At 33.1% G+C, this 23,564-nt stretch carries 20 protein-coding genes; 14 read left to right on the top strand and 6 right to left on the bottom strand.

What is annotated here, in order from left to right:
- Positions 1-31 precede the first annotated feature (31 nt).
- The 12 genes from ACU68W_RS03520 (at position 32) to ACU68W_RS03575 (ending at position 14,484) form a co-directional block, all read left to right on the top strand.
- The gene (locus ACU68W_RS03520; protein WP_446756131.1) at positions 32-1,324 is read left to right on the top strand and encodes a hypothetical protein; all 1,293 of its coding nucleotides are present in this window, start codon (positions 32-34) and stop codon (positions 1,322-1,324) included.
- Positions 1,325-1,326: 2 nt separating this feature from the next.
- Positions 1,327-2,346: a YveK family protein gene (locus ACU68W_RS03525; RefSeq protein ID WP_094223255.1), complete on the top strand. Its 1,020-nt coding sequence runs from the start codon at positions 1,327-1,329 to the stop codon at positions 2,344-2,346.
- An 83-nt stretch (positions 2,347-2,429) separates the two neighbouring features.
- Positions 2,430-3,083, top strand: coding sequence for a Crp/Fnr family transcriptional regulator (locus tag ACU68W_RS03530; RefSeq protein WP_094223256.1), 654 nt, complete (start codon positions 2,430-2,432; stop codon positions 3,081-3,083).
- 88 nt (positions 3,084-3,171) lie between these two features.
- Positions 3,172-4,833 (top strand): hydroxylamine reductase, encoded by a 1,662-nt coding sequence (hcp, locus tag ACU68W_RS03535; protein ID WP_094223257.1) that lies wholly within the window; start codon positions 3,172-3,174, stop codon positions 4,831-4,833.
- 132 nt (positions 4,834-4,965) lie between these two features.
- Positions 4,966-5,511, top strand: a complete 546-nt coding sequence (locus ACU68W_RS03540) for a GNAT family N-acetyltransferase (protein WP_446756132.1) — start codon at positions 4,966-4,968, stop codon at positions 5,509-5,511.
- Between the two features lies 1 nt (position 5,512).
- Complete coding sequence (locus ACU68W_RS03545; RefSeq protein ID WP_308611419.1) at positions 5,513-6,910, top strand: MATE family efflux transporter; 1,398 nt, start codon at positions 5,513-5,515, stop codon at positions 6,908-6,910.
- A gap of 85 nt (positions 6,911-6,995) precedes the next feature.
- A complete protein-coding gene (gene gltX / locus ACU68W_RS03550) occupies positions 6,996-8,465 on the top strand; it encodes a glutamate--tRNA ligase (protein ID WP_094205375.1) in 1,470 nt (489 codons plus the stop codon).
- A gap of 8 nt (positions 8,466-8,473) precedes the next feature.
- Positions 8,474-9,862: a cysteine--tRNA ligase gene (cysS, locus tag ACU68W_RS03555; RefSeq protein WP_308611418.1), complete on the top strand. Its 1,389-nt coding sequence runs from the start codon at positions 8,474-8,476 to the stop codon at positions 9,860-9,862.
- Positions 9,862-10,623: an FAD-dependent thymidylate synthase gene (thyX, locus tag ACU68W_RS03560; protein WP_308611417.1), complete on the top strand. Its 762-nt coding sequence runs from the start codon at positions 9,862-9,864 to the stop codon at positions 10,621-10,623. The genes cysS and thyX overlap by 1 nt, the downstream gene beginning before the upstream one ends.
- Before the next feature lie 12 nt (positions 10,624-10,635).
- Positions 10,636-11,481 carry a DegV family protein gene (locus tag ACU68W_RS03565; protein WP_446756133.1) on the top strand — a complete coding sequence of 282 codons (846 nt, stop codon included), beginning with the start codon at positions 10,636-10,638 and terminating at the stop codon, positions 11,479-11,481.
- 19 nt (positions 11,482-11,500) lie between these two features.
- A complete protein-coding gene (locus ACU68W_RS03570; protein ID WP_316531480.1) occupies positions 11,501-12,868 on the top strand; it encodes an MATE family efflux transporter in 1,368 nt (455 codons plus the stop codon).
- Between the two features lie 335 nt (positions 12,869-13,203).
- Positions 13,204-14,484 carry a dicarboxylate/amino acid:cation symporter gene (locus ACU68W_RS03575; RefSeq protein WP_308611414.1) on the top strand — a complete coding sequence of 427 codons (1,281 nt, stop codon included), beginning with the start codon at positions 13,204-13,206 and terminating at the stop codon, positions 14,482-14,484.
- A 100-nt stretch (positions 14,485-14,584) separates the two neighbouring features.
- On the opposite strand, the gene ACU68W_RS03580 is transcribed toward ACU68W_RS03575, so the two are convergent.
- Positions 14,585-15,514 (bottom strand): linear amide C-N hydrolase, encoded by a 930-nt coding sequence (locus ACU68W_RS03580; protein ID WP_094208360.1) that lies wholly within the window; start codon positions 15,512-15,514, stop codon positions 14,585-14,587.
- A gap of 1 nt (position 15,515) precedes the next feature.
- The gene (gene murC / locus ACU68W_RS03585; protein ID WP_094208361.1) at positions 15,516-16,901 is read right to left on the bottom strand and encodes a UDP-N-acetylmuramate--L-alanine ligase; all 1,386 of its coding nucleotides are present in this window, start codon (positions 16,899-16,901) and stop codon (positions 15,516-15,518) included.
- A 146-nt stretch (positions 16,902-17,047) separates the two neighbouring features.
- Here murC and ACU68W_RS03590 point away from each other — a divergent pair, with 146 nt between their 5' ends.
- Complete coding sequence (locus ACU68W_RS03590) at positions 17,048-17,833, top strand: PfkB family carbohydrate kinase (protein ID WP_094223260.1); 786 nt, start codon at positions 17,048-17,050, stop codon at positions 17,831-17,833.
- 102 nt (positions 17,834-17,935) lie between these two features.
- Entirely contained in the window at positions 17,936-18,808 is an 873-nt protein-coding gene (locus tag ACU68W_RS03595; protein ID WP_094223261.1) for a YitT family protein, read from the top strand.
- 161 nt (positions 18,809-18,969) lie between these two features.
- Here ACU68W_RS03595 and grdD read toward each other — a convergent pair whose 3' ends face one another.
- The 4 genes from grdD to grdA are packed head-to-tail and all read right to left on the bottom strand — an operon-like array spanning position 18,970 to position 23,518.
- Positions 18,970-20,115 carry a glycine/sarcosine/betaine reductase complex component C subunit alpha gene (gene grdD / locus ACU68W_RS03600; RefSeq protein ID WP_446756134.1) on the bottom strand — a complete coding sequence of 382 codons (1,146 nt, stop codon included), beginning with the start codon at positions 20,113-20,115 and terminating at the stop codon, positions 18,970-18,972.
- A 10-nt stretch (positions 20,116-20,125) separates the two neighbouring features.
- Complete coding sequence (gene grdC, locus ACU68W_RS03605; protein WP_094223263.1) at positions 20,126-21,673, bottom strand: glycine/sarcosine/betaine reductase complex component C subunit beta; 1,548 nt, start codon at positions 21,671-21,673, stop codon at positions 20,126-20,128.
- Between the two features lie 39 nt (positions 21,674-21,712).
- On the bottom strand, positions 21,713-23,023 hold the full coding sequence (gene grdB, locus ACU68W_RS03610; RefSeq protein ID WP_094223264.1) for a glycine reductase complex selenoprotein B: 1,311 nt from the start codon (positions 23,021-23,023) through the stop codon (positions 21,713-21,715).
- 18 nt (positions 23,024-23,041) lie between these two features.
- Positions 23,042-23,518: a glycine/sarcosine/betaine reductase complex selenoprotein A gene (grdA, locus tag ACU68W_RS03615; RefSeq protein ID WP_080545251.1), complete on the bottom strand. Its 477-nt coding sequence runs from the start codon at positions 23,516-23,518 to the stop codon at positions 23,042-23,044.
- Positions 23,519-23,564 lie beyond the last annotated feature (46 nt).

A 23,564-nucleotide genomic window follows, 5' to 3' on the forward strand; every position in this document is an offset into this window, starting at 1 on the left:
TAATTTAGTAAAAAAATGAAAAGGGGAATTTATGACTGATGATATAAAAGCATTGTTCCAATCAAAAGGGTTTTTTGTGTTTTTATCATTGATGTTTAAATTGTTTTTGGATTTGAGTTATTCTTATGCAATAAGTCCGTTGTTTTCGTACATGGGGCTTGTGAACAATTTAAATATTTACAAATTGATAGAATCATACGCTTTGGTTGTGATAATGTGTTATACGATAAGGCATAAAGTAGAGAGAGTCAGTGATTTTTATCTGATGCTATTTTATGTTTTGATAATCATACCATGTTTAAATATATATCCTTATAAGGATTTCTCCAGATTATATATGTACATGTTGATAGCATCGTTTTATACAATTCAAATTTTCGCTAATTCACCGAAATTGAGATTATCTTTCTCGGATAAAAAAATCAACGAAAATTTCATAGTCTATGCTTTTGCACTGGTGGGAATATTGATGTTTGCCTGGATAATAATGCGAGGCGGACTAAAATATTTGAATTTCGATTTTGGAAAAGTATACGACACTAGAAGGGAAATCGCGGAAGTAATCTTCCCAGGACCATTTGCATATTTTATGAACTGGTATGGTAAAATTATCAACCCAACTTTGTTGGTGTTCTGCCTTTGGGATAGAAAAAAATTAGGAACTGTAATCACATTGATTTGCCAAGTATTTTTCTTTGGATTTACTTCACATAAGTCAATGCTATTTTATCCGGTTTTGGTAATTTTTATAGCTATCGTAAAGGGAAACAAATACACTGGAAATTTAATGACTATGGGACTAGCGGGGCTTACATTTTTGTGTTTAGCTTTTTATTTGATAACTGATAATTGGCAACCGATAAGTGTAATTGTAAGACGTGTTTTCATGGTAACTGCAGATAATCATTTCAGATATTATGATGCATTCAAAAACATTGATTTCGTGTATTTGACAGACAAATCTTGGGTATTTGGGGGAAGATTGTATCCATATAATTATCCAATACAAGCATTGATTTCGATGATTTATTACGGTCATCCAAATACTTGGGTAAACACTGGATTCATTGCAAATGGATACGCTAACTTTGGTTTTTACGGAATGTTAACTTATTCTGCAATAACTGGTTGGTTAATTGGAATTATGGATGAAATCTCATACAAAAAAATGCCTTTGTGGGTAGCAATAGCAATAACTATTGTTCCTGTGTTCAATCTTATTAGTGTAGATTTACTTACAGGACTTCTATATCACGGATTGATTATGAGCATAGTTTTAATGTGGTTATTGAGTAAAAGAGATAAAAAAGTTAAGGAGATATAAACTTGGAAGAATTAAATTTAAAAGAAGCGTGGCAAGCAATACTTAGAAAATTGCCACACATTATAATAATAATGCTTGTGTGTGCGTTATTGACAAATGTTTTTAATAATGTTTTGGGAAAGGACTCTTACTCATCAAAAGTTTCAATAATGGTGGGAAGTCCAGAAGATTTTGAAAAAGAAGGAGCAGTTGTTTCCAAAGTAGACGCAATGATCAATACACAATTGGTTTCAAATGTTGAACAATTGATTAAATCAAATTCTGTTTTGGATACAGTAGCAGAAAAAGTAGGAAATGGTGTTAGCTCTTCTGATTTAAGAAAAGATTTGAAAGTAAAAAGCGTTCCATCTACATCAATTATTGAAATGGAATATTCAAGCGAAAGCGCTGAACAAACTAACAAAGTATTGGAAGAATCATTAAAAGCTATCACAGATTTGACTAAAAAAACAATGAAAAAAGATAACATTCAAGTCGTTGATGCGCCTAATGCCAAGAAGAAAATCAAACAACTTGTCAATAAAATGGACACAGCAATAGGATTGTTCTTGGGAATGTTAATAGGTCTAGCATATGCATTTGCTTCTTACTACAAAGACCCTAATATTTTCAGCAAAGAACAATTGCAAAACAAATTGGGACTTGAAACAGTTAGCGTACTTTCAAATGATTACAATGAAAGTTCAAATAGCGCATTGAGCTTATTGAACAGAAGAATAGATAGTTTTGACAATGTTGGTGTGTTTAGTTTTGATCAAAACACATCAAATTTAGCCAAAGCATACAATTCAAATTTCGAAAAGAAAATTACAGCTGTAAGTCCAATTTCAGAAAAAGTAGACCTTACAGATTTGACAAAAGACATTCAAAACGCAATCGTACTTTACAAAAAAGACGATTCAAGATTAGGAGAAATCAAAAACACATTGGAAGCCATAAAATCTTTGGGAATTAATCCAGTTGCAGCAGTTGAAATCTCCAAATACAATTCAGACGACAAAAAATATTTACCATACGCTTAAAACCAAACGCATTAGAATGAAAATTCTGATGCGTTTTTTGTTGTACATAAAAAATTATTGGGTATAAAAATAATGGTGATTAAATGATAAATTCAAAACTTTTTAAAAATTTTACAGAAGAAGAATTTAAACAATTTCTTATTGAATCAAATTCAATAATAAACAAATACAATAAAAATTCGTACGTTTTTACTCCGGGAGATATTTGCAATAAAATCTACGTTTTGAAAAGTGGAAAGCTCAGTCTTGAAAAGACGGATATTAATGGGAAAAACACTGTCGTGAATATTTTCAAAAATCATGGGGAAGTAATGGCTGAGGTGTATTCATATTTGAATAAAATCAGCGATTTTACATTAGTGTGCAACACTGATTGCGAAATTCTTGAAATTCCTGTAAGTTTTTTCGATATATCTGAAAGCTCCACTCCGATTAAAAATAAAATTATGACTAATCTTATAACGATTCTTGCAGAAAAAGCATTTTTCTTAAATAGCAAGGTAAGATTGTTGTCTAGTTTTTCTTTGAGGCAAAAAATCGCAACTTTTTTAATTCAAACAGAAAAAAAAGACGTATCAAATACTGGAATGACAAGGCAGCAGATGGCAGATTTTATGGCTACGACCAGACCTTCATTATCAAGGGAATTGTTGAGCATGGAAGATAGTGATCTTATTGAATTAAACGGATCTGAAATTAAAATTAAAAACAGAGAAGAATTGGAAAACTTATTGTAATGAACAAATGTAACTTATGTTACAGAAACCCAAACTTTAAATTAATTATAATTAAACCATAAGTTAGAAAAAATCAGGAGGAAAGAAAATGGAAAAAACTATTGAAAAAAATGAAGAAATGTTTTGTTATCAATGTCAAGAAACTGCAAAAAACATTGCATGTACAAAACGAGGCGTGTGTGGTAAAACATCAGATGTTGCAAACATCGAAGATTTGCTTGTTTGGGTTACAAAAGGATTGGGCGAAATCCTAACTAGAATGAGAAAAGAAAACAAAGATATCTCTAATTTACATTCTTATGTCAACAATAATTTGTTTACTACAATTACAAACGCAAACTTCCACTACGAAGATTTGTTAGAAAAAGTAAAAGAAACTATCGATTTGAACCAAAAATTAATCGAAGGCTTAGATGACAAAGAAAACTTGTCAAAGGCAGCTTTGTATAACGAAAAAGACGATGATGAATTAAAACTAAAATCACAAATTATAGGCGTGTTGAATACTTTGGATGACGATAAGAGAAGTCTTAGAGAACTTATTACTTACGGATTGAAGGGAATGGCAGCCTACAATAGACACGCTAATGTTTTGGGAAAATTCGATGAAAATGTAGACGAATTTATGGAAATTACTTTAGCAAAATTAATGGACGATAGTTTGTCCGTAGAAGATTTGATAGCTCTTACATTAGAAACTGGATCAAATGGTGCAGCAGCAATGGCTCTTTTGGATAGTGCAAATACATCTGCTTACGGAAATCCAGAAATTTCAGAAGTAAACATAGGAGTTAGAAACAATCCTGCGATTTTGATTTCAGGTCATGATTTGAAAGATATGGAAATGCTTTTGGAACAAACTCAAAACACAGGAGTAGACGTGTACACTCACAGTGAAATGTTACCTGCAAATTATTATCCAGCTTTCAAAAAATACGACAATTTCGTAGGAAATTACGGAAATTCTTGGTGGTTACAAGACAAGGAATTTGAATCATTTAATGGTCCAATCTTGATGACTACTAACTGTATAACTCCACCAAAAGATTCTTACAAAGATAGAGTATTCACAACTGGCGTTGCAGCATATCCTGGAATGAAACACATTGCAGCAGATGAAAATGGTCACAAAGATTTCTCAGAAATAATCGAACTTGCAAAAAAATGTGATTCTCCAAAAGAAATCGAAAACGGTAAAATAGTTGGTGGATTTGCACATAATCAAGTGTTAGCTTTGGCAGACAAAGTTGTTGAAGCTGTTAAAAATGGAGATATTCAACAATTTGTAGTAATGGCTGGTTGTGACGGAAGACAAAAAGGTAGAAATTACTACGAAGATTTTGCGAAAGCATTGCCTGATGACACAATTATTTTAACTGCTGGTTGTGCAAAATACAGATACAACAAATTAAACTTAGGAGATATCAATGGAATTCCAAGAGTTTTAGATGCAGGTCAATGCAACGATTCTTACTCATTGGTTGTCATAGCTCAAGCTTTACAAAAAGCTTTTGGTTTTGATGATATCAACGATTTGCCAATTAGCTACAACATTGCATGGTATGAACAAAAAGCAGTAATCGTACTACTTGCACTTTTGAGCTTAGGCGTTAAAAATATTCATCTTGGACCAACTCTTCCTGCATTCCTATCTCCAAATGTAGCCAATGTTTTGGTAGAAAATTTTGGAATTGCTCCAATAGGAGAAGTTGATGAAGATATGGAAAAATTTGGAATAAAAACAAAATAATTCGTGAAAATTCATTTAATTAAGAGTCCGAAAGGTCTCTTTTTTGTTTGAAGAAATCTTGTTTTAAAATCGATTGACTTCCAATTTTTAAAGATATATTATTATATAGATTGAAAAAATTTGGAGATACAAATGAAATACGAAGATTTTATTTTAAAATGTGAATATGTAGAAATAAAAGCGTTGGAAATGAAATATTTGAGAGATTTTTATGAATACGCTATGCAAAATGAGGTGGGACCATCTGCGGGATGGAAACCACACAAATCCATCGAACAATCCAAGAAAATTCTCAACGATTTCATCGATTCAAAGTTAGAATATGGTATTTTTCAGGAAGACAAACTAATAGGAATGATTGGAGTTTACAAAGACGAATATTTGTACGAAAAACCAGAGTTTGAAGATAAGATAGGCGTTGAAATTGGCTACAGTCTGAACAAAAATTATTGGAATCGTGGGATTATGACAAAGGTTGTGAAGTGTTTTGTAAATCATTTGCTAAAGGATTTGGATTATGATTATGTTTCTTGCAATTGTTTTGTTGAGAATAAAAAGAGTGCAAGAGTTATTGAAAAATGTGGGTTCAAATTTTATGGTGAACATCTGTATGAGAATTTTGATGGAACAAATAAGCTTTTCAACTATTATTACATAGAAAATTTGAAGGAGGGATAGATTGAATTTAGCATTAAAGAAGAGTAAGTTTTTCGGGGATAAAAATTTCTACAAAGGTGTGTTGGTACTAGCAATTCCAATTATTATTCAGCAACTTATTACATCGTTTGTAAATATGTTGGACAATATTATGGTTGGACAGACTGGAACTTTTGCGATGAGTGGAGTTTCTGTTGCTAACCAATTGATTACTGTATTTAACTTGGCAATTTTCGGACTTGTGTCAGCGGCTAGTATTTTTGCGGCACAATTTGCAGGTAAGAAAGATTACAAGAATGTACAAAACTGTTTGTATTTTGATGTGGTGTTATCTTTTATCGTTTCTGTGATTAGCGTTTTAATTTTCTGGGTTTTTGGCGAGAAATTATTGTATTTATTTATGAATCCAGATACAGATACTGTAAAAAATATTAATACGACTATGAAGTTTGCACTAGATTATACCAAGATAATGACTATAGGATTTATTCCTTTTGCTTTTTCACAATCCATCTCATCCTCAATGAGAGTGAATGGCGAAACTAGACTTCCGATGATAACGTCGATTATTACTGTTTTAGTAAATTTTGCGTTCAACTTGGTTTTGATTTTCGGACTTTTAGGATTTCCAGCATTGGGACCAAAGGGCGCTGCGATTGCGACTGTTATTTCAAGATTTGTTGAACTTTCATTGTTTATTTATTTTGCAAACAAAAACAAACTTAGGTTTACATTTTATTCTAATTTTTTCAAAAATTTCCATGTCGATACAGGACTTTTCAAAAATATAACTGTTGCGGGAATCCCTTTGATAATAAATGAAGTTTTGTATTCTTTAGGGATTGCTGCGATCACACAATCTTATTCAACAAGAGGAATTGAAGCTTTGGCTGCGTACAATATTTCTCAGACAATTATAGGACTTTTCATCGTTTTTAATTTGGCGATGGGAGATTGTATTTCAATTATGGTAGGAAGACTTTTAGGTAGTGGAAATGTCGATGAAGCTGTGGACACAGACAGGAAATTAATTGTGTTCTCATTGATGTTAGCACTTGTAGTTGGAATTGTGTTGGTTATTTTGGCGCCACTTTTTCCTGAATTTTACAACACAACTGATGATGTAAGATCGATGGCGACAAATATGCTTAGAGTTGGTGGAGCATTTTTGTGGATATCTGCTTTATACAATGCGTCATATTTTACGCTCAGAAGTGGTGGCAAAACTGTTCTGACTTTGCTTTTTGATTCTGTAGGAATTGTTTTGATTTCGTATCCAATTTCGTTTTTGTTGGCAAAATTTACAGACTTAAATGTCGTCTTGATGTATTTGATAATTTCTGTGATTGATTTGTACAAGGTTATTTTGGGATTGTATTTGGTTGGAAAGAAAATTTGGGTAAAAAACTTGGCGAAATAATCGCTTTGGGTTTATTAATAAATGTTGAATTTGGCTATTTGTGATATAATAAAATAAGTTAAATTTATTTTTTATGGAGGATATTATGAGTGAAGTAAGAGTAAGATTTGCTCCAAGTCCAACAGGATTTTTGCACATTGGTGGACTTAGAACAGCTTTATATAATTATTTGTATGCTAGAAGAAATAACGGAAAATTTCTTTTGAGAATTGAAGATACTGATAGAACTAGATATGTTGATGGTGCTATCGAAAATTTATTGGAACAATTAAAATGGGCAGGGCTTGATCCGGACGAAGGAGTTGTTCTTGATGATGAAGGAAACGTAACTGAAGTTGGAGAATGTGGCCCTTACGTTCAATCTGACAGAGTAAAACAAGGTTTGTACCAAAAATATATCGATGAATTAATCGAAAAGGGTTACGCATATTATTGTTTCTGCTCAAAAGAAAGATTGGATCAAGTAAAAGCACAACAAAAAGCAGATGGTTTGATGCCAAAATATGACGGTCTTTGCAGAGGAATTAGCGTTGAAGATGCTAAGAAGAGAATTGCAAATGGCGAAGAATATGTTATTAGATTGAAACTTCCTGAAAACAAAGAAATCACATTTAACGATGCGATTAAAGGTAAGATTACTTTCAACACTAATGATATGGACGATCAAGTTTTGATAAAATCAGACGGATTTCCAACTTATCACTTCGCAGTTGTAGTTGACGATCATTTGATGGGAATTACTCATATTGTTCGTGGTGATGAATGGATTTCTTCAACAGCAAAGCATGTGTATATGTATCAATGTTTCGGATGGGATGTTCCAGAATTCGTTCACTTACCAGTTGTTTTAAACAAATCAGGCAAGAAATTATCTAAGAGAAATGACGACGTTGCAGTCAAAGATTTCCGTACAAAAGGATATTTACCAGAAGCTATCGACAATTATCTTGCACTAGTAGGTTGGTCAAGTGAAGATAACCAAGAAATTATGTCAATGGATGAATTAGAACATAAATTTGATTTCGGCAGAGTTTCAAAATCTGGAGGAGTTTTCGATACAGAAAAATTAAACTGGATTAACAGACATTATATAAAAGAAATAGAAAACGAAAAATTAGCATCAATGTTAAAACCATACTTGGTTGAAGATGGTGTGATTTCTAAAGATTATCCAGATTACAAATTATTAGAAATTGCTTCATTATTCAAAGAAGAGTTGGATTATTTACAAGAAATTACTGAAAAAGTTGAATTCTTGTTCAAGGATTACGAAATGGATGATGATGCTAAGGAATTCCTAAACTACGAAAAATTAGACGAATTGATGAATGCACTAAAAGAAGAAGTCGAATCAGTTGATGAAATCGAAAAAGAATTTGCATCAGGAGTTATGAAGAGAGTTCAAAAGAAGACAGGAATCAAGGGCAAGGATTTGTGGATGACTACAAGAGCCATTGTAACAGGAAATGTTCACGGACCAGACTTGGATTCTATTATGGTAGTTTTAGGAAAACAAGAAGTTTTAGATAGGATAAACAAAGCTTTAAATAGATAGGAGAAGATATGAAGTTATACAATACACTGACACGAAAAAAGGAAGAATTCAAACCAATAAAAGAAAAAAATGTCGGTATATACGTATGTGGTCCTACAGTTTATAATTATATTCACGTTGGAAATGCAAGACCGATTGTGGTATTTGATACTTTACGAAGATATTTTATTTACAAAGGATATAATGTTAAATTTGTAAGCAACTTCACTGATATCGACGACAAAATCATAAATAAAGCAAAAGATGAAGATATAGACTTCAGAGAAATCACCAAGAAATACATTGAAGCTTACTTGGACAATGTGTCGGGACTTAATTTCGACGAAGACGACACTATTCATCCAAAAGCTACTGAATATATCGACGAAATGATTAAATTCGTGAAAACTTTGGAAGACAAAGGCGCAGCTTACAATGTAGATGGCAATGTGTACTTCGATATAACAAAAGCAAAAGATTATGGTAAATTATCCAAGAAAAATATCGATGATTTACGTGCTGGAGCAAGAATTGATGTAAATAGCGAAAAGAAAAATCCAATGGATTTTGCTTTATGGAAAAAGAGAAAAGAAGAAAGTGAACCGGCTTGGGAAAGTCCATGGGGAATGGGAAGACCTGGTTGGCACTTGGAATGCTCTGTAATGAGTAAATCAATTTTGGGTGACACTATTGACATTCATGCTGGTGGAGAAGATTTGCAATTCCCACACCACGAAAATGAAATCGCACAATCAGAAACATGCACTGGGGCTCACTTTGCAAATTATTGGTTACACAACTCAATGATAACTGTAGATAAGGAAAAAATGAGCAAATCAAAGAACAATTTCTTCTTATTAAAAGATATCGAAAAAGAATTTGATTTGGAAGTCATCAGATTATGGTTGTTGTCTGTTCACTATAGAAATCCAATTGATTTTAGTCACGATACGTTAGTAGCTACTAAGAATTCTCTTGATAGATTGTATACAGCCAAGAAATTCTTGAATAGAATTTTGGAAAACTCTTCTGAAAAAGAAGAAAAAGATGATAATATAAAAACATTCAGAGAAAAATTCGAACAAGCTATGGATGATGACATCAATACGGCCGATGCAATTAGCGTATTGTTTGATTTCATTAAATATATCAACAAAAATTACAATGAAAATACATCGAAAAATATCTTGCTTGACGCTAAGAAATTGATGGATGATATTTCTTATGTTTTGGGAATTTTATTCAAAGAAGATGACGATGATTTGGATTCTGAAATAGAAGATTTGATCGAACAAAGAAATGCTGCTAGAAAAGAAAAAGACTTCAAAAAAGCAGATGAAATAAGAGACAAACTCTTATCTATGGGAATTGTGTTAAAAGACACAAGAGATGGAGTTATATGGGAGAGAAGTAATTAATGAAGGTTAATCTAATTAGATACACTCCAGATGCACAAAAACTTGTCGCATCAAGTGCAAAACTTTGCTATTCAGATAGTTCTGTTATGGAGATTGAAGAAGGACTAACTGATGAAAATGTAGAAAATTTCATAGATAAATTAATGGATTTGGGACACATGTCACCGGTTGAACACATTAGTTTTACTTTTGCAATAGAGGGTGTATCTAGAACCTTGACCCACCAATTGGTCAGACACAGATTAGCAAGCTACTCGCAAAAATCTCAACGATATGTGAGAGCAAATAATTACGAGTATATTATCCCTCCAAAAATAAAAAACAATCCAAAGGCTTTAGAAATCTACGAAAAACACATGCAACACACAATTGACGCTTATAACGAACTTACTGAGATTCTTATTGAAGAAGAGTACGACAGATTAATCGAATCTGGTGTTGACGAGAAAAAAGCAAAATCAATGTCAGAAAAAAGCTCCATTGAAGATGCGAGATATGTTTTTTCAAATGCAACTGAAACTAAAATTGTCATGACAATGAATGCTCGTGAATTGTTGCATTTCTTTGAAGCGAGATGTTGTCAAAGAGCGCAATGGGAAATTCGAGAAATGGCGACACTAATGCTTATCGAAGCGAAAAAAGTGTGTCCACAAATTTTCAAAAAAGCAGGACCAGGTTGTATTAAAGGAAGTTGTCCAGAAGGAAAGATGACTTGTGGTAAAATAAAAGAAGTAAGAGAATATTTTAATAGCCTTGACTAAGTAGGAGATATTATGGGAAAGATCGCAATTTTAACAGATTCAGGTAGTGAAATTACACCAAAAATAGCTGAAGAATACGGCATAGAATTGATACCACTTCAAATAAACTATTCGGATGTTTCATACGATGATTACACTGTTGAACCTAAATATATATACGAAAACATCGATAGAGAAGTTCCAAAAACTTCTATTCCATCAATTGGAGATATAGTTAATAAATTAAATGACATAAAAAATAGGGGATTTGACAAGATAATCTGCATTTCAATTTCTTCAAAATTGAGTGGAATGTACAATGCTTTTATGTTGGCAAAAGACCAAGTGGAAGATGTGCAAGTAGAAGTATTTGACTCAAAAAATATTTCGATTGGTACGGGATTTTTTGCAATATTTGCGAGAAAATTAATTGATGAAGGATTTTCATTAGAATCTATAATAGAAACAATGAAATCAAAAATCAAAGATTCAGTACCAGTTATAACTTTGGATACTTTGAAATACTTGACATTAGGTGGTAGAATAGGTAAAATCACAGGAGTAGTTGGTAATTTACTAAATTTGAAGCTTATAATCTCTTGTAATGAAGATGGAGAATATTATACAGTAGAAAAAAATCGTGGCACAATGAAAAACATCAACCACGCTATTGAGATAGTGAAAAAAGAATTAAGTGGTATCAAGGATTATTACTTGGTTTTATTGAATGGAGATAATAAAAGTGCTATGGAAATTGCCAAGGAAAGTATGAAAGATTTGATTGAGGGGGCAAAGTTCTATTACGAAGGTCAAATAGTTTCGACTTTGAGTATTCACACTGGACCTGGATTGTTTGGAATAGGATATTTTAAATTATAATCTAGTAGGGGGCGAGTAAATGGGAAACAAAAAAAGCAATATAGAATTTATTACTAATGGAAATATTACTGATGTGATTTTTAAATTAAGTATCCCATTGATGATTAGTAATCTAATCAAAACCCTTTATGGTATAACTGATGGAATATATGTAGCTCGAATTAGCTCGGAAGACTATGCTGCGACATCTTTTACTTGGCCTGTGCTGTATTTGTTTATAGCAGTTGGACTTGGAGTAAGTGTGGCAGCTACTTCTTTAATGAGTCAAAGACTTGGCGCTAGAAAACTAAAAGACTGCTCAATTTATGCTGTGCATACTTTAATTCTCACGACAGTACTTGGAGTTATCTTTAGCATTCTAGGTGTAATTACCGCACCATTTATTGTAAGATGGATGGGAGCGACAGGAAGCTTTGAATATAAATCATACATATTTCTTGCGATAAACTCTGTAGGGCTATTGTTTGATATGATATTTTTTGGATATCAATCGATACTCAATTCTCAAGGAAGAACGAAATCTATGACGATTATATCGACAATTTCATCTGTGACAAACGTCGTTATAGATCCATTCTTTATTTTTGATAATGTTTTGGGAATCCCAGGACTTAACATGGGACTTGCAGGTGCCGCATGGGCGACTGTTTTATCCAAAGTATTGCTAGTAGTATTTGCAATAAGAGTTGTAAGAAAAGAATCCGAAATTGAAGTTAGTTTCAAAAACTTCAAGCTGGATATGGGAATAATCAAGCACATATTTTCCATTGCAATTCCTGCATCACTTGGTTCAAGCGGAGAAGCGATTGGCTTTACTGTACTTAACGGATTCATTCAATCATATGGTACAACTACGCTTGCAGCTTTTTCAATGGGCAACAGACTTTCCGATATCTTCAACCAAGGAGCTATAGGAATTGGAATGGCTCTGACATCAATTACAGGACAAAATATTGGAGCAGGTAAAAAAGAAAGAAGCAAGGATATTTTCAAACGTGCAAATATTATAATAACTTTCTTCTCTTTGGCTTCTGCGATAATTATTTTGCTTTTAAAAGATCAATTGCTATCCATATTCATCAAAGATCGTTCAGATATAGAACTATGGAGACAAGCAAGTGAGTACATGTACTTCTCAGCGATAATTACATTTTTCATGGGATATTTCTCAGCGATTAATGGTTTCTTCCAAGGAGTTGGGAAAACAAAACTTACAATGTACTTGTCGCTTGCGAGATTGTGGGTTCTAAGACTTCCACTAATTATGATACTAAAAAAATTGACAGATCTTGGATCAACTGGAATTTGGATATCTATGTTAGTGTCCAATGGACTAACAGTTTTGATAGGATTTATAATATACAAACGCGGCAAATGGGAAAGATAAGACTGATGTTAAACATCGGTCTTTTTTTATTGAAATATTCTATATATTTCAAAATTGAAATAATTTATGAAAATTTATAAAATAAATAAAAGCTCAAAAAAATAGTGAAATATTAACGATAAACTACAAAAAGCTCTTGAAAAATAATAAAAATTATTCCATATAAAATTTTTGTGAATTTGAAATAACCTTTAAATTTAAAGGAAAAAGTGATATATAGAATAATACAATAAATAAATTTTTGTGAAAACGATAGCTTAAAGTACAAATGATTGTTTATCTTCAGACAATGTGATAAGATTAGTGTGACAAAAATATAAAAAGGAGATGTAGATATGATTAAAAGCTTAATCGCTTTAGTTGTAGCTTTTGCGTTATGCGTTGTCATTGATCGTTTGAAGAAAAAAGGTACTTCATTCATGATTAGAATTTTATTAGCTACAGCTATGGGTGCGATAGTAGGACTTATTTTCAAAGGAAGCACAGATTATGTAGCGATATTTGGTCGTGTGTTTGCAAGTTTATTACAAGCATTTGTAATTCCATTATTATTATTTTCAATTATTACTACAGTTGCATCTTTGGAAAGCTCAGAAAAATTAAGATCAATGGGTGGCAAAACAATTCTTATTTTAGCTTTACACAATGTTTTAGCTGCTATATTGTCTATAATTTTAGGTAAATTAGTAAACATAGGAATGAATGCCAACATTAAAATGGATGTTGCAGATAAGGTTAAGGAAGTTCCACCTTTTGCAGATGTATTTGTAAGTTTCTTCCCTAAGAATATCATCGACAGTATGAGTCACAACAAAATCGTTCCAATTGTAATTTTTGCAATTATTATCGGTATTGTTGTACTTAGATATACTAACAAAGAAGAAATTAAACCATTCATGGATTTTGTAGAAGCTGGTAACAAAGTAATGAACAAAGTTATTGGAGAAATCATCGAATTTACTCCTTATGCTGTTCTTTCATTATTAGCAAACCAAGTTGCTACATTGGATTTATCATTCGTTAAATCATTATTATTCTTATTATTAATGGTTTATGTAGCATGTTTGTTCCACACATTCATCACTACATCAGCTATGATGAGTTTGATTGCACACATCAATCCATTCAAGTTCCAACGTAAATTCTTCCCAGCATGGTTGATAGCATTTACTACACAAAGTTCAATTGGATCTTTGCCAGCAAATATTAAAGAACAGGAAGACATGGGTGTACCTACAGAAACTGCATCATTTGCAGCATCAATTGGTACAACATTTGGTATGCCAGGTTGTGCAGCTGTTTGGCCAATTTTATTAGCCATGTTCACAATCAACGCTCTTAATATTCCGTTCTCAGCAACTCAATACCTTATCATGGTTGGTTCATGCTTGTTCGCATCAATTGGAACAGTAGGAGTACCAGGAACAGGAACTATTCAAGCTACAGCTATTTTTGCTACAATGGGATTACCAGTTGAAATGATTTTGGTACTAAGCCCTATCCAAGGTGTTGCAGATATGGCACGTACTTCAACTAACGTTCACGCAGGTGGATCTACTGGTGTTATGGTAGCAGCAATGCAACACGATTTAGATTTAGAAAAATTCAATGCATAATTGAAAAAAATAGAAGCTTTTTGATTTTTCAAAATAGCTTCTATTTTTTTGATTTTAATTTTACAAAAATACAAAAGATAGCCTAAACAAAGCCTATCTTTTAAATTCTCTTAAATTCTAATTTGTTTTCGAAATAATACGAGTATATTTCATTTTCATTTGGTATATCATCAAAATCTATCAAATATGTTTGAGTATTGGAATGCGTTCTAACAGCCATAGAAGCTGTTTGTGTGTCGAAAGCACTGATATACCTAGTAAATGTATAGTAATCGTGTGAATCGTTCTTAAAAAAGCCCTCAGTGATTTTTAGAGGCTCTAATATACTAAATGCTGATGAGTATGCTTCATTTACATTATTAGATTTCTTGTGAGTTGACAGGATGTATTTTGCTCTGATGAATCTACTCACAGGATCATAGGCTCCTGTCAAATCTTTTATCTGATTAAACTTGGACAAATCACCGACGGATTTTTCATATCTTTTAACGTGTGAAGAATATTTTGGTGAATTAGTCATTACTTTAGGATTATCTCCACATGGGACTAATTTGTGATTTTTGTATTCCAAAACCGTTGAATCACCTGTTCTGTCGACAAACATAAAGTGGAAATCAGGGCATATCACAGAATTGCCATCAACATCTTTGTTAGCTAGGTGAATATTGTCCAAATCATTTAACAATTCTTCAACTGTTTTGTAATTTCCAAGTGCAAAATTCATAAAATCTAGTGAATTTGTGTTTATTTTTCCTTCAACTGGATGATTGCTAAACAAATTATTTGCGATAAACATATTCGTACAACCGCACAGTCCGTGTTCATTTACACCATCTTTGATAGGGTACAGATTTCTAAAACACATTCCCATCATTTTATATTTTGAACGCAGAGGTTTGTAATATAAATCATCCGCATAGTGAAATCCTCTTGGAAGATAAATCATGTTGTACTCCAAAGGAACTTCAAAATCAAGCGTACGAGCCATAACAGAGCCTTTAGGATAATCTACGATAATTGTTGTACACATATTATTCTACAATCATTTTGGCAAGTACATCAGGGTTTCCACAACCAGTAGTCAATACCATGTCATTCTCAGAAACTTTAGATCGGATATAATCACGTGCTTCTTCAAAAGTTTTGTAGTATTTTGCATTCACGCCATTTTTAACTAGTTTTTCGACCAAATCTGTAGAATGAATGCTGCTGTCGAATTTTTCCCTTGCAGCGTATATTTCAGTTACTATAACCTCATCACAATCGTAGAATGCATTGGCAAAATCATCCAATAGCATCTTAGTTCTTGAGTAAGTGTGGGGTTGGAATACGCAGTAGAATTTACCCTTTTTGTGCTCATCTAAAGCTTTCAACGTATTTTTGATTTCGGTAGGATGATGACCATAATCGGTCTTTATTTCACAACCTTTGTAAAATCCTACAGTTTCCATTCTTCTATGAAGATTTTGGTATTCCTTCATATTTTTTCTTATAGTGTCGATATCGATGTGGAATTCGTAACATGCGATAATCGCAGCCGCTGCATCGTATATGTTATGACGTCCAATTATAGAAAGTGAGAATTCTTCATCTTTATCGAATTTTTTAGATGAAATTACAAAAGTAGGATTGCCATTTTCATTAAAAGTTATATCGTGAACGTTGTAATCAGCCTTTTCGTTTTCTATACCAAAAGTTATGATTTCACCTTTAATATGAGATAACAGAGGTTCGCAGTTTGGATCGTCTATATTTATAATCGCTTTGGAATTTTCGTCTAAGTTTTTCATGTAGCCAATGAATGTTGCAACGATATGATTTAAATCTTTATAGTAATCTAAGTGATCTTCGTCGATATTCAAAATAATAGCCATTGAAGGATAGTAATTGAGAATATTTGCTTTGTATTCACAGGCTTCAGTAAGCATGTATTCGCTATTTCCACAGTGAACATTGCCTTGGATTTCGTCAAGTTTTCCACCTAAAAGTATAGACGGATCAACTTTTGCATCAATTAAAATTTTCGCGATCATTGAAGTTGTCGTTGATTTACCATGAGATCCACTAACTCCTATGGAGTATTTGTAATTTCTCATGAGTGCTCCAAGGAAGACACCCCTGCTTACAACATCTACTCCAAGTTCTCTTGCAGCAACTAATTCTTCGTTGTCATCTAAGATTGCATCAGTGTATACAATTAAGTCAGGATTTTTGATATTTTCTCTTTTTTGTCCGATAAATATTTCAACGCCTAGACTTTTTAGTCTATTAGTTTCATCTGATTCTTCTCTGTCGCTTCCAGATATTTTGTATCCGTAGTGGTTTAACAACTCAGCGATACCACTCATTGATATTCCACCGATTCCTATAAAATGTATATATTTAAATTTGTGCTCTTCTATATTAAAATTGAACATAAGCCCCTCCTTATTTCCAACTGTTATTATATCACAAAAAATTGAGAAATAATGAGCTTTTAAGAGCCTAAAAATCTACAAAAACATTAAGATTTATTTGATATACAAATGTAGTTTTAGTGTTATAATTAGATGGAGGAGAAAACATGAAAGATATATTACTAATAAACGATATGCCAGGATATGGGAGAGTCGCTCTTAGTTGTATGATTCCTGTGCTAAGCAACAAGGGTAAAAGCGTTTTTAATTTGCCAACAGCTGTTGTGAGTAACACTTTGGATTATGGCAAATTTGCGATATTAGATACGACAGAATACATGAAACAAGCCACAAAAGTATGGGAAGAATTGGATTTTAGTTTTGATTTAATAGCTACAGGATTTTTATATAGCTTAAAACAAGTGGACATAATTAAAGACTTCATAAAAAAACAAAAAAACTCACCAGATGTTGTCGTGGATCCAATAATGGCAGACAATGGGAAACTCTACAATGGTTTGGATGAGAAAAACATCGAAAATTTCAGAAAACTTATCGATGTAGCAACTGTTATAATCCCAAATGAAACAGAGGCCAGATTAATAACATCCATGATGAATGATCCAATAAAAGATGTTGCAGAAAAACTTATACAAATGGGTGCAAAATACGCCGTTATTACAAGTGTAGAAGAAAATAATGAACATTTTGTTTTCTGTATGGATGAGAATTTTGTATCAGATAAAATATATTATGAATACATCGACACATCTTATGCGGGAACAGGGGATTTGTTCTCAGCATTATTCATAAGTCAATATTCAGAAAACAAATCAATATTTGAGTCAGCAAAGTATGCTAGTTTAAAAACAACTGAACTACTGAAACTTTCCTTGGATATTAAGGATAAGGCTCGTGGACTACCAATAGAAAGATTTATAGATATTTTGTGATTTGAAATATTAAAACATTTAATAGAAAGGATTGAATATTTCATTGTAAATTGTATATTCAATTGTTATAATATTATTGCATAAAAATACTAGGGGGATAATATGATTGATTTAGACGCTTTAGAAAAGAGAAATAAAAGAAAAAGCGTAATTATGATGGCGGTAGGCGTAATCCTTATTGCATTGGGAATTCATTTCTTCTTGGCACCAAATAAATTGTCATTAGGTGGGGCAGCTGGTATGGCAATTGTTATAGGTAATTTCGTTCCTATTTCAACGGGTCCAATTCTGATTATCATAAACACGATTTTATTTATAGTAGGATTTATAATGCTTGGAAAGGCTTTTGGACTTAAAACTATAATTTGTTCTTTGGGACTTAGTTTATTGGTTTGGATTTTAGATATTGTATTTCCTATGGAAAAACCATTATTTGAAGGAAAAATGATTCAATTAATAGCAGCAGTAATGATTTACGGATCAGGAGTGGGAATTGTACTTAATAATTACGCATCAACAGGTGGATCTGACATATTCGCTAAGATATTGAATAAATACTTGGGAATTGAGTTGGGTAAAGGATGTTTGATGGTGGATTTCCTTATCACATTATCAGCATGGTATGCCTACGGAACAGAAATAGCGATATACTCACTTGTAGGTACTGTACTTAACGGATTAATAATAGATTTTACAATTAATGGTATGAACACATCAAAACTTTGCACCATTACTACTTCAAAGCCTGATGAAGTAAGCAAATTCTTAGTAGACAATCTTACAAGATCTGCTAATATTTACACTGCAAAGGGTGCTTATTCTGGATTGGAAAAAGAAATTGTTCAAACAGTTGTAAGCAATAGAGATTTTATTATGTTAAAAAAATACATCCAAGAAATAGATCCATTAGCATTCGTTATTGTATGTAATGCGAGCGAAACATATGGTTGGAGATGGAGAAATATAATAGAATAATTTAATTAAAGATAACCTTAGATTATTAGTTTGATTAAACTTTTGGCCTAAGGTTTTTTTATTGGAAAAAAAGTAGGGGAAAAATAATTTGGGGAAAATCTAAAAACAGCTCAAAAAAAAGATGTGTGAAAAATCACACATCTTTTTAAAAGCCTATAGAATTATTCTATATAACCATTTTGTTTTAGTATTTGTGATGCTTTATCTAAGTTTGCATCAGACACTTGAACGATTGGACCAGTACAGCCCATACCGCTTTCAGCGTATATATTTTCTTTCCATAAAGCTTGAACAGCATCTTCAATTTCAAGAATGTCAATTCCTGAGATTGTTGCAGATACAACTTCTTTGTCTGGCATTTTAACTTCTTCAGAAGATTCCTTTGGAGCTTCTTTCTTAGTTAAAGAATCTAAGATGCCTTTGAAGTCAGCCTTTTCAGCTTGTTTATAGATAGATTTTTTATTGTTATCAATTCCACCAGCTACTGTTTGGTAAGCATATTTTAAAGCATTTGCAACTACAGGAGCACCTGAAGCACGAGATACTATAAATATGTTTCTTTCGTAGCCTTCACCGATACCAGGACCATATCCAAAACCAGTAGTTTCGTAGTTACCACCTGATGTGAATGAACCGAACATCTTCATTAATAAGTTACCTGTTAATGAATCAGTTACCATTACATCACAGCTTCCCATAAGAAGGTCATTACCTCTCATTACGATACCACCATCAGCTCTTTGGCTTTCAGCAAATTCGATATCGAATCCGTTGTCTTTGAAGTGTTTCAAAGCTTTTTCTACTTGTCTTGCACCATCGATGTTTAAAATACCAACTGTTGGTTTTGCGATACCACAAGATTTAGCTGCGATAACACCTGCAACTGCATTTCTTACCATAGCTTTTGTTCTTTCTGTATCACTAGTTCCTGTAGTAGTAGCTAAGAACATTTCTTTGCCAGTACCAGGAGTGATTACTCTACCAACTGTTGAAACACCGATAGGGAAGTTGTAGTGAAGAGTTACACAGGCTTGAATTTTGCCACTGTCAAGTAATTCTTCCATCTTTTTGTACATATCTTCATCGTTATCAACTTCATAAGTTTCATGTTCGTCATCAACTTTTTCACCGATAACAACTACTTCAAAAAGATCAGAATCAGCTAATTCAATAGTTTTTTTCATGTTTTCAACACCGTGTTCACTACCTAAAGTAGTAAGACCGATTTTTACTTTCTTACCAAATTTTCCGCTTTCGATAGCTTCAGATATTTCAAGAAATACTTCGGAAATTTTTTTATTATCCATGTCTACACCTCTATTCTGCTAAAAGATTTTCAGCTAGTTTTCTCATGGATTCTGCGATTACTTTCTTAATTTGATCCTTTTCTGATTCAGATGAAACTGATGATTCATCTTCCATTTTACCATCATTTCTTTCCATAACGATAGATACACCATCAAATAAGTTAGTCATTCTACCTAGGAACAAACTACCTTTACCAACGAACATTACTCTGTTGTAATCTCCTTCTGTTAAGTCTTTAATAGCATGTCCTGCATAAGGAATACCTGATGGGATGTGTCCTTGTGTTGGAGCCCAACCTACTAAGCCTTTTTCTTTAATGAAATTAGCTAATTCTTTTCTGTCTAAGTCTCCTTGTTTAACAGCAAGGGCAGCGATCATCTTATAGTTAGCTTCAGGAACATTTCCAGCTCCGGCAGGTTTAGTGATATCTGGGTTTTGCATTTCTACAGAGTATTTATCTACATCAGTAATCTTTAATCCATTTTCTTCTAATGAATGAGATACTAAGCTTGAGATAACTGCTTGTGGTGAAGAACCAGTTTTAACTGTGTGACGTCCTACGATGTCAGTTCTTAATACTGGGTGAACACCATCATTTTCTGAGATTAAAATTGCAAATCCACCAACTACGTCTTCAAGAACTGGGAAGCCCTTCTTAACGTGGTCTTTAGCGTTCATACCTAATTTAGCAGTTGAACCACCTGCTACTACCATAACATTCTTATAAACACCAGATTTAACTAAAGCACTTGCTTCGATTAATGAGTGAACAGGAGCTGCACAGAATCCTCTTGTATCAGAGCCTGTTGCATTTTGTAATCCTACGATTTCAGCGATAGATTTAGCGAAGTTACCGCCACCTCTTTGGTTAACGTCTCCGCAGGCTTCTTCTGAACATTCGATTACATAATCTATATCATCTCTGTCAATGTCGTTCTTAGTAACTAATTCAACAGCTGCAAGAACACCTGAAGCTTTTACTACTAAGTTTTCGAACATTGTGTGAGCGCTTAAGTTTACGTCGATATCATGAGCTGCTTTGATATAACCACAAACTTTTCCGTCATGGTATAAAGCTTCTGCCATGTGAGTGTCGAATAATTCTTGAGCATTTGAAATATCAGATCCTTTTAGGTGACCAAAATATGGTTCTAAAATAGGATATTCTTCTTCGATAACTGGTTTAATTTCGTTTACGAATTCTTCAGAAAGTTTTACTAAGTCGAATGCATCAGACATTTGTAATAATGCAATGAATACATCTTGTTTTACGATTTTACCCATTTTACCATCAGCCTTACCTTCTTCGTAAGAATGATTAGTAAATGGCATTTCGTAATTTTCAAGTTCTTGAGGAGCAATATTTCCTATATAAACTTGGTTAGGAAGATATTTTACTACCTCATCAAAACTTCTAATGTGTTTTCCAACTTCTTTTAAGAATTCAGAATCTGGGTTTACTACTCTTTCAGTTTGACATGTTGATCCGTTTTGGATAATCATATCAGGAGTGTTGACTAATACATAGCCTGCTCCCTTTAATACTGGAAAATTCATCTGTTAACTATTCTCCTTTATTATTTATTTATATTTGAATTAGTCTTCAAAAACTGTTTGATCTTCTACCTCTGTAGTTAAAGCGTTTAATGCTTTCATAACAATCTTTTTACGAAGACTATATTCTTCTTCTTTAGTTAATGCTGGGTTTCCTAATGGGTGAGGAATAGCAATAGCTGGGACAATTCTGTTAGCACCTACTGTTAATGAGATAGGAGTAACTGTACAAATATGAACAACAGGAAGTCCTGTACGTTCAATTGCTTTTACCATCGTTGCACCGCAACGTGTACAAGTACCTCAGGTACTAGTAAGAACAACTGCGTCTACATTGTCAGCTAATAATTTTTCACCAATTTCAGTACCGAAAGCATCAGCATTAGCAACGGCAGTACCATTACCTACAGTTGAATACCAAGTTTCGTGTAATGAACCAATAACGCCTTCTTTTTCTAATTCTCTCATAACATCGATTGGTAATACTCTGTCGCCATCTTCATTAGCGTATACTGGGTCGTATCCACCGTGAGCTGTTTCAGAGTTTTCAGCTGTCAAATCATTGATTCCTGAGAAATCATAAGAACCGTATTTAGTTGCTGAAGATGATTCGATGTGATCTGGGTTTCCTTTTGGAACTGTACCACCAGAAGTTACAAGAGCGATTCTTGCTTTTGATAAATCTTTGATAGCTTTACCAGGTTCAACCCTGTCGAATGCAGGCATTGGATATTCTGTTTCGAATTCTTCGCCATTAATTTTCTTAATAAGCATTTCAACAGCTCTTTGAGAACCGATTTTGTCTGAGAAGAAGTTAACACGAACTCCTCTTTCAATATATCCTTCTTCTTTAGGAGCGCCAATTTCTTCTCCCTTAGCAACCTTAGGACCTAATTTACCGATTTTCTTCATAGCGTCTCTCATACCAGCGGCACTATTCTTAGTTTCTACGATATAAACGTCCTTTTTGTACATATCTGCACCTGGGTTTTCAGGATACATACCTGTTAATACAGGAATATTTAATTCATCTTTAACTGCTTTAGCCATAGTACCAGCAGCAACACCGTATCTACCAGCGTTGAATGCAGGACCAGTTACTACGAAGTCTGGGTTAGCTTCTTTGATCATTCCCAATACTTCTTTTTGAGCAGATTCCATATTTTCACCGAAATATGAGTCACCACATACTACAGTTCTAACTACTTCAAAATCTTCTCCCAACGCTTTTTGCAATTGAGCAGAGATAGGAGGTAATTGTTCTGCTATAAATGGTTTTGTATCAGCTTTTTCTTCTCCACCAATACCAGCGAAGAATTGGTTTATATAATGAACAACTTTAATTTTATCCATTAAGCTTACTTCCTTTCTTTATAAAAATTTGCAATAATCGCTTCTGATATCGTTCATTTCTTCAGCGATTTCATCAACGTCAAGAACCATTTCCATCATACCAACTTGTTCATCATAAACGTCAGCATCAAATTGTTCTTTACATTCTTCTTCTACAACATGGTAAACTAACAATCCAAGTTCAACGCCTGCTAATGGGCCTGCGAATGTTGGGTCACCTGCTGTTACTGTTTCAGCTGCAAGACCTGCAGCTTCAGCTTCTGCGGCACCTAGAAGAACCACTACGTTTTCAGCTCCGTATTGTTCAGCGAAGTCTTTAACTCTCTTTTGGTTTTCTAAGTCCATAGCTCCTGCGCTAGTTCAGACGAAACATTCTGTAGATGAGAAAATTACTTCTGTGTTAGGAACTGTGTTTACACATGTTTCAATTGCAAGACCTGGAATTCCATCACGGTCTCCAATTATGATAACTTTTTTATTTTCTAAAAATCCCATAATTATCCTTTCTTAAGTTTGTATTTTATTTAGTTTTGAATAAATC

This window comes from Finegoldia sp. P2-F-LR, from assembly GCF_052932265.1.

Coding starts and splice junctions, on each gene's coding strand:
- ACU68W_RS03520 (WP_446756131.1), top strand. CDS start 32: ATGACTGATGATATAAAAGCATTGTTCCAATCAAAAGGGTTTTTTGTG.
- ACU68W_RS03530 (WP_094223256.1), top strand. CDS start 2,430: ATGATAAATTCAAAACTTTTTAAAAATTTTACAGAAGAAGAATTTAAA.
- hcp (WP_094223257.1), top strand. CDS start 3,172: ATGGAAAAAACTATTGAAAAAAATGAAGAAATGTTTTGTTATCAATGT.
- ACU68W_RS03540 (WP_446756132.1), top strand. CDS start 4,966: ATGAAATACGAAGATTTTATTTTAAAATGTGAATATGTAGAAATAAAA.
- gltX (WP_094205375.1), top strand. CDS start 6,996: ATGAGTGAAGTAAGAGTAAGATTTGCTCCAAGTCCAACAGGATTTTTG.
- cysS (WP_308611418.1), top strand. CDS start 8,474: ATGAAGTTATACAATACACTGACACGAAAAAAGGAAGAATTCAAACCA.
- thyX (WP_308611417.1), top strand. CDS start 9,862: ATGAAGGTTAATCTAATTAGATACACTCCAGATGCACAAAAACTTGTC.
- ACU68W_RS03565 (WP_446756133.1), top strand. CDS start 10,636: ATGGGAAAGATCGCAATTTTAACAGATTCAGGTAGTGAAATTACACCA.
- ACU68W_RS03570 (WP_316531480.1), top strand. CDS start 11,501: ATGGGAAACAAAAAAAGCAATATAGAATTTATTACTAATGGAAATATT.
- ACU68W_RS03575 (WP_308611414.1), top strand. CDS start 13,204: ATGATTAAAAGCTTAATCGCTTTAGTTGTAGCTTTTGCGTTATGCGTT.
- ACU68W_RS03580 (WP_094208360.1), bottom strand. CDS start 15,514: ATGTGTACAACAATTATCGTAGATTATCCTAAAGGCTCTGTTATGGCT.
- murC (WP_094208361.1), bottom strand. CDS start 16,901: ATGTTCAATTTTAATATAGAAGAGCACAAATTTAAATATATACATTTT.
- ACU68W_RS03590 (WP_094223260.1), top strand. CDS start 17,048: ATGAAAGATATATTACTAATAAACGATATGCCAGGATATGGGAGAGTC.
- ACU68W_RS03595 (WP_094223261.1), top strand. CDS start 17,936: ATGATTGATTTAGACGCTTTAGAAAAGAGAAATAAAAGAAAAAGCGTA.
- grdD (WP_446756134.1), bottom strand. CDS start 20,115: ATGGATAATAAAAAAATTTCCGAAGTATTTCTTGAAATATCTGAAGCT.
- grdC (WP_094223263.1), bottom strand. CDS start 21,673: ATGAATTTTCCAGTATTAAAGGGAGCAGGCTATGTATTAGTCAACACT.